Here is a 12,897-nt window from a genome sequence, read left to right as displayed (position 1 = left end):
ATAGATTTTACGCAACGCAGCATAGCCATCGATATATTCCGGGCTATCATGATGTCTCTCATTATCTCGAACACGCTGATTCCATGCCGGAATGGACGAGGTCTTTTATATCGGACATGATAGTTGCGCCCGTTGCAGCGGACATGACAAGGCTGAGTTATATGCCGGTGAGGTCACTAAAATACAAAACCACTTAGCCTCACAAGGCAAACGATTGATGATATGATCCATTTCCGCAAACATTCAAATCCGGAAATGTCTCGCCATTTCCAAGGGATTATCGAGACAATCTGGTCCGGTGCAGACAGTTTCCTCGAGGCCTATTATAATCCGACCACCTATAAGCAAGAGGTCTCGGACGCTGTCACGGTCAAGAAACTAATCGAGAAATATAAGACCTTGGAGAATCGATGAACGTAATTTAGGTCATAATTCCTGTAATCTATCTACAAAAGTTTCTCCGGATTTCATCGATCTTTGCCGTTGGAATCGAAAAGAGATAAACAAACCAAGAAGTAGAACTTATTAAAATAGCAATTATGACATTAAACGAATTCTTGAAGTACGTAGAGACAAGAAAGCCTCTTAAAGGAGATGAGATCCATCAGTTTATGAACAAGATGAGTGATGAGGCCAGACGCATTACATTCGAGTTAAACGGCTCATATCACGCTCCCGAGGAAATCCGTGAGCAGTTATCTCACTTGTTTAATAAGCCGGTCGATCCGTCTTTCCGTGTATTCCCCCCGTTCTATACGGATTTTGGGAAGAATATCACAGTAGGTAAGAACGTTTTCATCAATGCTTGCTGTCATTTTCAAGATCATGGTGGGGTGACACTGGACGACGGTTGCCAGATCGGGCATAACGTGGTCTTTGCCACCCTCAACCACGGCTTCGCCCCCGAGGACCGGAGCACTACCTACCCTGCCCCGATCGTTCTGAAGAAGAATGTCTGGGTAGGCTCGAACGCAACGATCCTATCCGGCGTAACCATTGGCGAGAACGCTATAGTCGGAGCCGGCTCGGTAGTTACTAAAGATGTACCGGACAATGCCATCGTGGGAGGTGTTCCCGCCAAGGTCATAAAATACATCCAATAGCCCGTAACACCGATTACGACATCTGGGATTTCCGATATTCATTCGGGGTGCACCCCACGGTCTTCTTGAATATGCGGCTGAAATGCTGGGAGTATTGGAATCCTAGGTCGTAAGCGATTTGGCTGACGGTCTTGTTTGTCCCTACTATCCATTCTTTCGCCAAGGAAATAATCCGGTCTTGTATATTTTCTTGGGCAGTTTTCCCTGTCTCTTTCTTGATCAGATCACCGAAATAGTTCGGGGACAAACAAATCTTCTCGGCGAAATACCGTACAGTAGGTAGCCCTTCCTGTCTTAACAGATCGCTTTGCAAGTATTCATCCAATAATCGTTCGAACCTCACCAACACATCCTTATTCGTCTCCGCACGGGTCGTAAACTGACGGTCATAAAAACGCAGGCAATAATCGAGCAACAACTCGATATTCATCGCAATCAACCGTTTGCTATGCTTGTCGATGGAATGCTCCAACTCGATCTGGATTTTCCTCAGGCAATCCACGAAGATCCCCTTCTCTTCCTCAGAGAGATGTAACGCCTCATTTGATTCATAGGAGAAGAAAGAATAACGAGTGATGTCCCGTCCCAAAGCCGTACCACGGATCAAGTCCGGATGGAAAAGCACCCCATGTGCCAAAGGCCGGGTCCCGTCCTTAAGCTCAATACCCGTCACCTGCCCGGGAGCGAACCCTACCACGGTGCCTTCTTGATAATCATAATATTGCCTCCCGTACCGGATATCCCCGCACTTCGTATCTTTCAGGAAAAGTCCGTATATACCATAATTAACCCGGAAATTAGTAGGCCATGTCTCGGACTTGGATAAATCTACCACGCTCACCAAAGGGTGCAACGTCTCCAAACCAAACATCTTGTTGTATTGATCGACGGTATCGATCTTTATTAGATTCTCCATAAGGCTATTGTTTTATTGAAAGCAAAGATAAACATTCCAAATCTAACAGCCTCATGCCATCAGATAAAATCCACCAAGCCGGATGATGATGATATCGTATTGAAAAATATGTACGAAAGGAATATTGAAGAGGAGGAAGGAGAAATAAAAAGCGGTCTGGACGGGACTCGAACCCGCGACCCCATGCGTGACAGGCATGTATTCTAACCAGCTGAACTACCAGACCAAAATGTTATTCTTTATCGCTATTCCGTTGAATTGCGGTGCAAAGATAGGTGGATTTTTTGAATTAGCAATAGTTTAGGATGAAAAAATTAGAACAAATCGATAAATTTCATACTTTTGTCCCCATATATAATTAACACTAGCATGAAAAATACTCCTGTAGACTATCAGACAGCCAGACGAATTATCGATGGCTTTGGACTTCCCGATTTTGGGAAAGCGACTATCCGGGAGGTAGTTGCCATATCCACGCAATTGGAACAAGAAACGGGAACCGAGTTCATCCATATGGAAATGGGCGTACCGGGCTTGAAAGCTGCCCAAGTAGGCGTAGACGCTGAGATCGAAGCCCTTCGTAACGGTATAGCATCCATCTACCCGAACATCAACGGAACTCCCGAAGTGAAAAAGCAAGCTTCCCGCTTTATCAAAGCGTTTATAAATATAGATATAGACCCGGAGTGTTGCGTACCCGTAACCGGTTCCATGCAGGGCACATACGCCTCATTCCTTACGGCCGGACAATGTATGCCGGGAAAAGACACCATCTTGTTTATCGACCCCGGATTCCCCGTGCAGAAACAGCAAATAGCCGTTATGGGCTATAAATACGAGTCGTTCGACGTATACGAATATCGTGGTGAGCGATTACGTGAAGTCTTGGAAACACAACTTTCCAAAGGCAACATTGCCGCGATGATCTATTCTAACCCAAACAATCCGGCTTGGTTTTGCCTCACCGACGAGGAGTTAAAGATCATCGGCGAGATGGCCAACAAATACGACGTGATTGTCATAGAAGACCTCGCCTACTTTGCCATGGATTTTCGCAAGGACCTCGGATGTCCTTTCGAGCCTCCTTACCAAGCGAGCGTAGCCCGTTATACCGATAATTATATCATGCAGATATCCGGCTCCAAGGCGTTCAGCTATGCCGGACAGCGTATCGGCGTAACAGCGATCTCCAATAAACTTTATCATCGCTCCTATCCGGGATTGACTCAGCGTTATGGAGGCGGTACGTTCGGTACGGTATATATCCACCGTGTCTTATACGCCCTATCTTCCGGAACCAGCCACTCCGCCCAATTCGCCCTAGCCGCCATGTTCAAGGCCGCCGCGGACGGAACGTTCGACTTTGTCTCACAAGTGAAAGAATACGGACGTCGAGCGGAGAAACTAAAGAAGATTTTTACGGATCATGGTTTCACAATCGTTTATGATCACGATCTGGACCAACCGATAGCCGACGGTTTCTATTTCACGATCGGTTACCCGGGAATGACCGGCGGACAATTGATGGAAGAGCTGATTTATTACGGAGTAAGCGCCATATCATTAAGTACCACAGGCAGTAACCAACAAGGACTACGGGCTTGTACCTCTTTCATAAAAGAGCACCAATATGACTTGCTGGACGAAAGACTAAGATTATTCGAGGAAAATCATCAAGCATAAATTAACGATAAGCCCGATCAATTCACGTTTATTAACTCGAATTCCGGGCTTTTCATTTGCATCTTATTAAAAATCGTCTTATATTGTCGGTGAATTAGTAACAACCTAACATTCACGATCATGGCATCTTACAAAAATATATTCAAAATAACACATAACGATGTCCTTCCAGCCCAAGGAAGTATTCTGATTGCCGAGCCCTTTTTACAAGATGCCTACTTTCAACGTTCCGTCGTATTATTAATAGAGCATACGGAACACGGATCGATGGGATTTGTCCTGAATAAAAAGACGGATCTCATCGTAAATACTTTTTTCAAGGAGTTCGCCGAGTTTCCGGAGATACCGATTTATCTGGGGGGACCGGTCAGCCCCAACCGCTTGTTCTTTATTCATTCCTTAGGGGATAACATCATTCCGGACGCATTAAAGATCAATGATAATTTATATTTCGATGGGGATTTCAACGCATTGAAACAATATATCCTCAACGGGCATCCAATCGATAGGATAGTGAAGTTTTTCTTGGGATACTCCGGATGGACCGAAGGACAATTAAACCATGAAATCAAACGGAACTCATGGGCCGTAAGCCATATTACCACTGATAATATCCTGTCTGCCGATGGGGAGAGTTATTGGAAAGATTCCGTAGAATTATTAGGCAATGATTATAAGACTTGGACAAAATATCCGAAGGACCCGTATTTAAATTAACTGCATTATGCAGACATCAGAATAACCACCTGGTGTCCTGATCCAGTCCTTAAGCGTCCCCGCCTCAACAAATCCCAAACGGGTAAATAATTTTTTGCTAGGCTCGTTTGCCACGGGAATATGCACATAAAGTTGATGAAGTTTCAAGAACGTATAAGCGTATTCCATCAATAGCCTTAACGCTTCCGTAGCGAAGCCACGTCCTTGATACTTACGATCTAGCATAATACCGCAAGCCGCCCGGTTCGGATGAGGCTCGAAATCGAATAAGTCCACGATCCCCACGGAAATCCCCGTATCGCATTCCTCGATCATGAAGCGAAGTTGGCGAGACTCATAGATACTCCGGTCACTACCCGCTATATATTCCTTCAATAGATAACGGGAATAGGGAGCCAAAGTATTCCCTACTTCCCATAACACCGGATCATTCTCCCAACGATACAACAAATCCAGATCCTCTGGTTCCAATGCCCTCAAACGGACTCTATCATTCGATAACAACATATTTACCCAAGGATTACTTAAACAAGCCGGCCACTCTTCTTCGTATATATATGGTAAACCGCTTTCTTGTTCACGAGCTTGTCCATAAACAAGAGCATCTGCTCGTAACGGGCATCGGGGAAGCAGAAAGCGTAGTCCGTAAAGCCTTTCATCTGATTCTTGCGGCAGATAGCATCCATCACACGCTCCACGTCTAAATCCCAGAGATTCACAAACTCCAGATCCGGCATAGCTTTCAGGCAAACAGCCTTTACCTCCTCAAAATGATCCTCCCTACACAAGATCAAAAGGCGGCGATGCTTAGCCGCTTTAGTCTTCTTACGTAGAGGGGCGAAAATCGTCGCCCAACAAGCTTTCAGCAGGACAGCCAACCGGATCAATATTCGCATCAACCAGCCGGACCCCGGATAATATTTCTTATAGAAAATCAACATGGCACCGTAAAAAGCCTTTATGTACTTCAAGTCGCCATGCTTCGTACTCTCCCCCTTATAATGCAGGATCCGTTCCGGCACGTACAAGTTCTTATAACCTCCCAACACGATCCGATAAGACAGATCGATATCCTCCCCATACATGAAGAACGACTCGTCCAACAAACCAACCTTATCCAACGCCTCATGACGAAGCAACATGAACGCACCCGCCAGCACTTCCACCTTATGCGTCTGCTCTTTATCCAGATACGGAAGGCTATAACGTGCGAATGCCGGAGAGTTAGGAAACAGCTTTGAAAGGCCGAATATCTTGCAGAACGACACCCAAGGCGAAGGGAAAGCCCGTTTGCTCTCCGGCAAGAATACCCCATGCCCATTCAACATCTTCACGCCGATAGCTCCGATCTCCGGGTCCTCATCCATCTGGAAGCACAGGCTGCGGAGGCTCTCCTCTCCCACCACGGTATCGGGATTCAGCAATAACACGTATTCCCCGGCGCACTGGCGAATCGCCTGATTATTGGCCTTGGCGAAACCGGGATTATCTTTATTCTCAATGAAAACCACCTCCGGGAACTTAGGCCGGAGATATTCGACAGATCCATCCGTCGAGTTATTATCCACCACGAACACCTCGGCATCCATCCCCGTTACGGCGGCACGGACAGAATAGAGGCATTGCTCCAGAAAATACTTCACGTTATAGTTAACGATGATAACGGACAACTTGGTTTCTTCGTAGGTCATTCCAGATATTTATGAATTAGGATTTATGAATTAGGAGAAGTGAGGTTGAACTCAGTACGATTGATAATGGACCGCCCTAAGGTGATCTCGTCGGCATACTCGATCTCATCGCCAATAGACACGCCACGTGCGATGACACTGATCCTCACATCGTAACCGGATAACTTCCGGTAAATAAAAAAATTAGTCGTATCGCCTTCCATGGTGGTGCTCAACGCCAAGATGATCTCTTTCACCTCACCTTCGGCCACACGTCGCACCAGACTGTCGATACGCAAGTCTCCCGGTCCGATACCATCCATTGGCGAGATGATCCCGCCCAACACATGGTATACGCCACGGAATTGCCCGGTATTCTCTATCGCCATTACCTCCTTGATATTCTCTACCACGCAAACCAAGGAATGGTCACGGCTGGGGTTGGCGCAAATAGAGCAAACCTCATCATCACATATATTATGACAGACCTTGCAGTACTTCACGTCTCGACGGAGGGCGACCAAGGCCGCAGCGAAGTTTTCCGTATAACCGACATCCCGGCGCAACATATAAAGCGCCAGCCGGAGCGCTGTCTTCCGCCCCACTCCCGGCAAGGAAGCCAATTCATTCACGGCATTTTCCAACAAGGCAGAAGGATATCTTTGATTCATCTACTTTCTCTATTTGACTACAAAAATAGGAAGAATTTACGAGTTAGTCATAGGGTAACCACACCAAAATCAAAATCACATTCAAAGAGAAATTCCGGACAATAAGCACACAAAACGAAATAAGAGCATAAGCCTTTGAATACCAATTGCAAAAAAACACGATCATGTATTCATCAAAATACGTACGTGTTTTCGGGAAAAGTCGTACATGTTTCTCACGAAGTACAACTGGGAAATATTAAGGTATACTAAAGAATCGACAATAAACCTCTATTATCATCGGATTTAATTAAGGAAGATCTTCTCTTTTTATATATTTTGCCGCAGTTATCTTGGTTCTATTTAAAGATATGAATGAGGCCAAAACAACAATTTACTTATTTATAAAAAAATCAGAACAATTACCCTATGAGTCATATAAAAAACGTATATTTGCAAACGTTTCCACGCCGATATATGGGTGGGGACATATATATATTAGAAAGGCGTTTACTTGACGCTTTGGTTTTGACGCTAAGGAACTTCGCAATTTCCAAATCAAGTCGAAAACAAAGCAACAGTAGATGTCTACGGGATGTGTACACATATATCTTAGCTGATTTTATACGGTTGAGACTATATTACATATCGGCGTGGGCTTCTGCGTTGCTCGTTCAGACTTGATGGGCAATGCGAAGGCCTCTTAGCGTGGAACGAGTGACAGGTACAGTTCCCACGCCTTTCGTTTTTTAAGAGGTACAATCCTACACTGTTTGGGGAACAGCAGGTTAAAAACACATGCATCATGAACCAAACAAATTACAAGAAATTATTCTCGTTGATTGCGTTTACCGCATTCGCCGCAGTCAGTTGCTGGGCGACCGCTGAGTCCTTGCACCTACTTCTTCCCGCTTTTCCCAAAGTCATGTGCTGGGTGGTCACGGTGGGCTTCTTCATCATCGCCTCCATAGGTACCAAGATGATCACTGATAGCATAAGCCAAAACATCTATGTCGAAAGACGAGGATCTAAGTTGATCCTAGGCATTCTTATACTGCTCATGTTTTGGCTGATATGTAGCATGCCGACAAACACCCATACATTCTTTTATCGCAACATCATCAATGATAAAGTAAACACAGACATTTCCTCCACACGAGGATACCTCGGACAAATAAAGAACAATACGAACAATAAGAACCAAGCCACGATAAAGATCAATGAGCTGAGAAATGATGTAGACATCTTATTGGATGAACTAGAGGCGGAGATCAAAAACGAGGCGAATCCCGGGTTTGGTCCGAAATCAAACGATATTCTTCGCAAACTGGCCGCTCAATTGGGCGTAGATAAAATCGAGCCTCTCACGTATCAAGGATTATCCGTGCAAGAGCGAAACAAACTATGCAATGCTTACCGCAAGAAAGTGCTAATTCTTACAGATTCCAAAGCGACTAACCTTATGTCACACATATTAAGCCCAAACCAAGACAACCTGAAAGAGGTGAAACTTCATGACGAAAATCTTACACTGGTTAAAAAATATATCGATGATGGAACCATCAACCTCAACGATGCCAAGGACATAACCGATGTTTGCGACAAATTGAACGTAGGTTACAACACTGTCAAGAAAAACCAGAATTTCGTGAACTTCGCTTCTGAAAACGACAAAGCCAAATACACGGCCGACAATCCCATCACCGAAGTGAAACGTATCACCAGCGTATTCGACGTATGGATTGATTACCTGAAGGGTAACTATAATGGATATGGCTTCACCTTTTGGATCATCATATCCATACTCGTAGATATCGCAGCATTCATATTTTTTGACATCGCCTTCAAGGAAAGTGAATACTAATCATAAACAAATAAAAAAGAAATGGCAGACATAGATTTCAGCTCTCCCGCTGACGAGAGCAACAGAAAGACACAGAACAAAGGGGGAATCTCTACATCCTCCACTAACATCCGACAAGACATCCTTACTCAAGACAATGATGTCGAAACCGAGAATGACCCAAATAAAATCACCGTGACCATAGCGGACGAGACTACACCGCTAGTGATTCTGTTCGGTCCTCCCTCTTGCGGGAAGACTATGACCTTGGTACGTTTGGCGAGATACCTACGAGGCTTGAATGGATATACCATACAACCCGTCACGTCGTTCCGACCATCGACCGACAAAAATTATAAGGAGATATGTACCCACTTCGACTCTATGATAAATAGCGAAAACGCCGCTGATAGCACGAACCTAATCAACTTCATGTTAGTAAAAATACTGTATCAAGGCAAATCGATTTGCCAAATACTGGAAGCACCCGGAGAGCATTACTTCAATCCGCAAGTTCCTACAGGAAAACCTGAAGATATACGCTACATAAACACCATCATCAATAGCAAGAACCGGAAAATCTGGGCGATCATAGTGGAGCCTGATCATACCAACAAAAATATGAAGAACGAGCAAGACCGAAAAAATTACGTAGACAAGATCACTAATCTGAAAAAGAACATAAAATCAAGGGATAAGATCTTATTTGTATTCAACAAGATCGATGAGACCCCCTATATCATAAATCCGGGGAAAGTACAGATGAGAGAGGCCATGAGGGAGATCCGGAATCTCTATCCAAACGTGTTTGTTCCATTCAAAAATGAGGTGCCGATCTTCAAGTGGTGGAAAGAGTACAACTTCGAATTTATAGCCTTCCAAACAGGAAGTTATCCCAAGTGTACAGATGGGACATTGGGGTTCGAGAACGGACACGATATCTATCCTGAGAATTTTTGGAAGACAATTGTTAAACTGATTAGAGGATAAGACAATGAATGTAGAGTTTTTCATATACGGAACGCCACTTGGCTACAGCTATTGGGGCAAAGAAGAAGACAAAGCTTACTTCGATACCATGTACAACAATTCGAACGAGAACAAAATGCTCATTGAGATCCGACGATCAAGCAATGGCATCCTGTATTGTTATTACAACTATCTAATATATAGAGATGTAATAGATTCCGAAGGGCGACCGGGTTCTTTTTTTGGCATCTCGTTACGATTGGATGCCTATTGCTCAGATATCCGGAATATGTATCGGCTGCTGGACACGTTCTATTATATGTACATTAAAAATACGCTCGTCAAGAAGATCGGCGAAAAGACTCAGTTCCTAGTTGGCGGCTTCAAGGATACCTCGATATCCAAAAAGATCGAAGAGCTAAACCTAAGCGCATTCGAATTACTCAAAAGAGCTTTCACTTCAGACAACTTCCAGCCCTTGGACTCTACTTTTTCAGCAAAGACCAGACAAAGCAACTTTGTCAATTTGTATGATTATTCGGAGACCGACCTACAAAAAATGATCTGGCAGACAGGGAAGCTCGATGTATCTCCAGACTACCCAACCATTAAGATCAATCAAGTGAAAGAGCTGTGTGACAAAAATCTGCAAAACACGATCCAACAATATGAGGTAATAAAAAATACAAATGAGGAGAAGAAAGAGCAACTCCACCAAGAATTAGCAGCCGCACGAGAAAGGGTACAAAAACAAGAGTCCGAGATCAAGCAATTAAAACAAGACATTCATGACTTACGTTCCAAGTTGAAAAGCATCGAACGAGCTAAAAATGTGGAGCAATTGATCGAACACATCAAAGTTCCTATCGCACAAATAACGGATTACTTCACGCAAGCCGCACCTCCCTTTAAAGACAAGCTGGAGGAGCAAAAAGAGAAATGGCTTGGCAAATCAATAAAAGCTATAAGGCGGTTCATACCCTTCTTAAATATGTGCATGTTAATTCTTCTGTTATCATGCGTATTTCAAAACGGGATGTTCAAAATCCCAGTTCCCTTGAATCAAGAAACTGACAATGATATAGAAAGACTCAAACTAGAGAATGATAGCTTGAAGAATGCCAACAGAGAATTGGAGGAAAAATGGCAGGCGCAAATGGAAACAGAAAAAGATTCGACTAGCACAAACAAAAACCATTCTCAAAAGGACAAGGGATGAAAACAGTATTATACGCTTTGATGATTGTTTTTTTACTCTCCTGTACCCAAGAAAAAAAGAGACCCGTCTATTACTCCGATGACACGAACTTGGAGTATCAGGACATCACATTGTCCGATAAAGAGATTTCGATCCCTTTCCGAGAAGAGAATGGCGTGAAATACATACAGGTAGAGGTCAACGGAATGCCTTTGGAAATGATATTCGACACAGGCTGTTCCAGTACGCTTTTATCGTTGGCAGAAGCCAACTATCTTTACCAGAAAGGGAAGTTGGCAAAAGAGGATCTTTTAGGTATCAGCAAATCCCAAATAGCGGATGGTAGTATCGTGGAAAATATGGTCGTGAACTTAAAAGAGATAGTCATAGATGATCAAATTGTCTGTCCGAACGTCACTGCCACCGTCTCGAACAATCTCAACGCCCCGCTATTGTTAGGGAATGAAATTCTAAACCGCCTCGCAACCATAACGATCGACAACGATAACAACAAACTCAAATTCAAACTAAAATAGCGATGAATACCACGACTTATATATTCGGAAACCTCGGGACTGGTTATGCCCAATATCCCCAAGATTATACACAGAACATCTTCAAAAATGTAAACAAGAAGCAATCCTCCCCGGCGCAATTAGTCATACACAGGAGCAATAACTTAATGTATTATACCTATACACGCCATTTGGAGAGAAATGAGTATATCGGATTCTGCTTCCTACTTAACTCAGTCATGATAAGCGATCTCAACGGTCTTTTCGAGTTGTTTGAAAACACGATCACCCATCTTTCCGTGAGCGGGGAGATCTTAAAGATCAATAATCTAGGAGAGATCGTGGCTCATGCGGCCTCGTTAGTCTCTCATAAACGCATCCTGCTTCAAATAATCAGTTCATTAGAGAACGATCTGAACAAGCTGGAACCCAGCCTACAGAAACTACCGACCCAGCCCTATAGTATATCTAAGGAAGAAGAAAAGCGATTCGCCATCTCCTCGGATACGCAGGAAGATATATTGAGAGCTTCTTATACGTATGGTTATACGTTCATAACGAAAGAAGAGGACTCGCAAGCGTTGACTGGCTATAAAAGGAGGATCAAACGACTCAACCAAGAAAAAAAAGAGTTGCAAGAAGATAATGATAAACTAATGGCCAATATAATCAGATTAGAAAAAGAGAAGAAACAAAAAAACAAGGTCATATTCCTGAGCATAGTAGCCTCGATATGTATCTTAGGATTGTTCATATTCGCTGGAAAGATCAACAAGACGAGTCATTCTTTAATCGAGACACAGGAAACATTGAGCAAAGTTGAAAGTGATTTGTCATCAGAGCAAAGCCAGCACGAAAACACGAAAAACAGACTTTCGAAACTAAGGCAAGACCAAGCAGATGAACGCTCAACGTTCTTAACCCATATGGCAACGAAAGATAGAGAAATCGAAGAATTACAGCAAGAATTAAGCGATGCCTTGGCAAACAACGCTAAACTAAGAGCATCTCTTAATGGCGCAATCTCAGACCGGGATTATTATTATAACCTTCTAGCTGCCCAAAACCAAAGGAAGCATGAGAGCTCGACCTCTTCCACTTATAAATCGAACAACAATCAATCCTCTTCATCCCATAAGAGATCAGGCAACAGACAAACCATAACCGGCACAGTGAAATTCAATAACATCGATCTTCGAGTGGACAGAGACCCGTTAGCTCGCCCAATCATCACCCTGCACAAAGGTTGGAAAGTAGATGTCTTCTATCTGAATCACAAAGACGGATACTATAGAGTGAAATATGGGAATGCCGAAGGATACTTGCATGAAGTCACGCTTGACTTAAGCCGATAGCGGCCTCGCACATGTAGCCACAACGGCTCCAAATACAATTGTTCGTATCCCCAAACAATAAACATTCTTTTTGCCATATACAAACATACTTGCTACTTGATCTATTTCCAAAAGATCGACATGGGATGTACAGACCACGACGTGATCTGTATATTCCACGGCGTGGTCTGTACAGATCACGCCGTGGTTTGTAGAATTATACAGCATGCGAACAAGAATGCATACGCTACCGGGCAAGAATTCCCCTAACTATTCTAAAGAATCCTTGCAGGTCTCAG

The 12,897-nt window shown here is 43.7% G+C and carries 13 protein-coding genes, 1 tRNA gene and 1 pseudogene; 10 read left to right on the top strand and 5 right to left on the bottom strand.

Translation table 11 applies throughout. The features are described 5' to 3' along the window. Window positions 1–79 precede the first annotated feature (79 nt). Both E5342_RS20060 and E5342_RS00490 read left to right on the top strand, forming a co-directional pair. Window positions 80–414: pseudogene (locus E5342_RS20060) on the top strand (family 20 glycosylhydrolase); the annotation flags it as partial. A gap of 125 nt (window positions 415–539) precedes the next feature. Continuing rightward, window positions 540–1,103: a DapH/DapD/GlmU-related protein gene (locus E5342_RS00490; protein ID WP_121734725.1), complete on the top strand. Its 564-nt coding sequence runs from the start codon at window positions 540–542 to the stop codon at window positions 1,101–1,103. 13 nt (window positions 1,104–1,116) lie between these two features. On the opposite strand, the gene E5342_RS00485 is transcribed toward E5342_RS00490, so the two are convergent. Both E5342_RS00485 and E5342_RS00480 read right to left on the bottom strand, forming a co-directional pair. After that, window positions 1,117–2,019, bottom strand: coding sequence for a helix-turn-helix domain-containing protein (locus E5342_RS00485; protein WP_121734726.1), 903 nt, complete (start codon window positions 2,017–2,019; stop codon window positions 1,117–1,119). A 152-nt stretch (window positions 2,020–2,171) separates the two neighbouring features. After that, window positions 2,172–2,245, bottom strand: a tRNA-Asp gene (locus E5342_RS00480). Window positions 2,246–2,388: 143 nt separating this feature from the next. Between E5342_RS00480 and E5342_RS00475 the strand changes: the two genes are divergently transcribed. Both E5342_RS00475 and E5342_RS00470 read left to right on the top strand, forming a co-directional pair. Further along, window positions 2,389–3,702, top strand: coding sequence for an aminotransferase class I/II-fold pyridoxal phosphate-dependent enzyme (locus E5342_RS00475; RefSeq protein ID WP_121734727.1), 1,314 nt, complete (start codon window positions 2,389–2,391; stop codon window positions 3,700–3,702). A 120-nt stretch (window positions 3,703–3,822) separates the two neighbouring features. Then, on the top strand, window positions 3,823–4,419 hold the full coding sequence (locus E5342_RS00470; protein WP_135958570.1) for a YqgE/AlgH family protein: 597 nt from the start codon (window positions 3,823–3,825) through the stop codon (window positions 4,417–4,419). Here the strand turns inward: E5342_RS00470 and E5342_RS00465 are convergent. Genes E5342_RS00465 through recR form a run of 3 tightly spaced genes read right to left on the bottom strand, consistent with a single transcriptional unit; the run spans window position 4,411 to window position 6,760 of the window. Beyond that, window positions 4,411–4,926: a GNAT family N-acetyltransferase gene (locus tag E5342_RS00465; protein WP_135958569.1), complete on the bottom strand. Its 516-nt coding sequence runs from the start codon at window positions 4,924–4,926 to the stop codon at window positions 4,411–4,413. The two genes, E5342_RS00470 and E5342_RS00465, sit on opposite strands and share 9 nt — an antisense overlap. Before the next feature lie 17 nt (window positions 4,927–4,943). After that, the gene (locus E5342_RS00460; protein WP_121734730.1) at window positions 4,944–6,110 is read right to left on the bottom strand and encodes a glycosyltransferase family 2 protein; all 1,167 of its coding nucleotides are present in this window, start codon (window positions 6,108–6,110) and stop codon (window positions 4,944–4,946) included. A gap of 23 nt (window positions 6,111–6,133) precedes the next feature. After that, the gene (gene recR / locus E5342_RS00455) at window positions 6,134–6,760 is read right to left on the bottom strand and encodes a recombination mediator RecR (RefSeq protein ID WP_121734731.1); all 627 of its coding nucleotides are present in this window, start codon (window positions 6,758–6,760) and stop codon (window positions 6,134–6,136) included. Between the two features lie 784 nt (window positions 6,761–7,544). On the opposite strand from recR, the gene E5342_RS00450 reads away from it, so the two are divergent. The 6 genes from E5342_RS00450 (at window position 7,545) to E5342_RS19495 (ending at window position 12,868) form a co-directional block, all read left to right on the top strand. After that, window positions 7,545–8,603 carry a hypothetical protein gene (locus E5342_RS00450; RefSeq protein WP_135958568.1) on the top strand — a complete coding sequence of 353 codons (1,059 nt, stop codon included), beginning with the start codon at window positions 7,545–7,547 and terminating at the stop codon, window positions 8,601–8,603. A gap of 21 nt (window positions 8,604–8,624) precedes the next feature. Then, window positions 8,625–9,572 carry a hypothetical protein gene (locus tag E5342_RS00445; RefSeq protein ID WP_135958567.1) on the top strand — a complete coding sequence of 316 codons (948 nt, stop codon included), beginning with the start codon at window positions 8,625–8,627 and terminating at the stop codon, window positions 9,570–9,572. Between the two features lie 4 nt (window positions 9,573–9,576). Beyond that, a complete protein-coding gene (locus tag E5342_RS00440; protein ID WP_135958566.1) occupies window positions 9,577–10,770 on the top strand; it encodes a hypothetical protein in 1,194 nt (397 codons plus the stop codon). Then, entirely contained in the window at window positions 10,767–11,285 is a 519-nt protein-coding gene (locus E5342_RS00435) for a retropepsin-like aspartic protease (protein WP_135958565.1), read from the top strand. Before E5342_RS00440 ends, E5342_RS00435 begins: the two co-directional genes overlap by 4 nt. A gap of 2 nt (window positions 11,286–11,287) precedes the next feature. Next, complete coding sequence (locus E5342_RS00430; protein WP_135958564.1) at window positions 11,288–12,619, top strand: hypothetical protein; 1,332 nt, start codon at window positions 11,288–11,290, stop codon at window positions 12,617–12,619. Window positions 12,620–12,715: 96 nt separating this feature from the next. After that, complete coding sequence (locus E5342_RS19495) at window positions 12,716–12,868, top strand: hypothetical protein (protein ID WP_210434953.1); 153 nt, start codon at window positions 12,716–12,718, stop codon at window positions 12,866–12,868. Window positions 12,869–12,897 lie beyond the last annotated feature (29 nt).

Origin of the sequence: Parabacteroides distasonis, assembly GCF_004793765.1 — a bacterium.
Taxonomy (GTDB): Bacteria; Bacteroidota; Bacteroidia; order Bacteroidales; family Tannerellaceae; genus Parabacteroides; species Parabacteroides distasonis_A.
Note: the sequence above shows the minus strand (reverse complement) of the source record. Positions and strands in the feature narration are given on the sequence as shown.

What these genes read in the sequence shown, in the direction of transcription:
- E5342_RS00490 (WP_121734725.1), top strand. Translation starts at nt 540, where the DNA reads ATGACATTAAACGAATTCTTGAAGTACGTAGAGACAAGAAAGCCTCTT.
- E5342_RS00485 (WP_121734726.1), bottom strand. Translation starts at nt 2,019, where the DNA reads ATGGAGAATCTAATAAAGATCGATACCGTCGATCAATACAACAAGATG.
- E5342_RS00475 (WP_121734727.1), top strand. Translation starts at nt 2,389, where the DNA reads ATGAAAAATACTCCTGTAGACTATCAGACAGCCAGACGAATTATCGAT.
- E5342_RS00470 (WP_135958570.1), top strand. Translation starts at nt 3,823, where the DNA reads ATGGCATCTTACAAAAATATATTCAAAATAACACATAACGATGTCCTT.
- E5342_RS00465 (WP_135958569.1), bottom strand. Translation starts at nt 4,926, where the DNA reads ATGTTGTTATCGAATGATAGAGTCCGTTTGAGGGCATTGGAACCAGAG.
- E5342_RS00460 (WP_121734730.1), bottom strand. Translation starts at nt 6,110, where the DNA reads ATGACCTACGAAGAAACCAAGTTGTCCGTTATCATCGTTAACTATAAC.
- recR (WP_121734731.1), bottom strand. Translation starts at nt 6,760, where the DNA reads ATGAATCAAAGATATCCTTCTGCCTTGTTGGAAAATGCCGTGAATGAA.
- E5342_RS00450 (WP_135958568.1), top strand. Translation starts at nt 7,545, where the DNA reads ATGAACCAAACAAATTACAAGAAATTATTCTCGTTGATTGCGTTTACC.
- E5342_RS00445 (WP_135958567.1), top strand. Translation starts at nt 8,625, where the DNA reads ATGGCAGACATAGATTTCAGCTCTCCCGCTGACGAGAGCAACAGAAAG.
- E5342_RS00440 (WP_135958566.1), top strand. Translation starts at nt 9,577, where the DNA reads ATGAATGTAGAGTTTTTCATATACGGAACGCCACTTGGCTACAGCTAT.
- E5342_RS00435 (WP_135958565.1), top strand. Translation starts at nt 10,767, where the DNA reads ATGAAAACAGTATTATACGCTTTGATGATTGTTTTTTTACTCTCCTGT.
- E5342_RS00430 (WP_135958564.1), top strand. Translation starts at nt 11,288, where the DNA reads ATGAATACCACGACTTATATATTCGGAAACCTCGGGACTGGTTATGCC.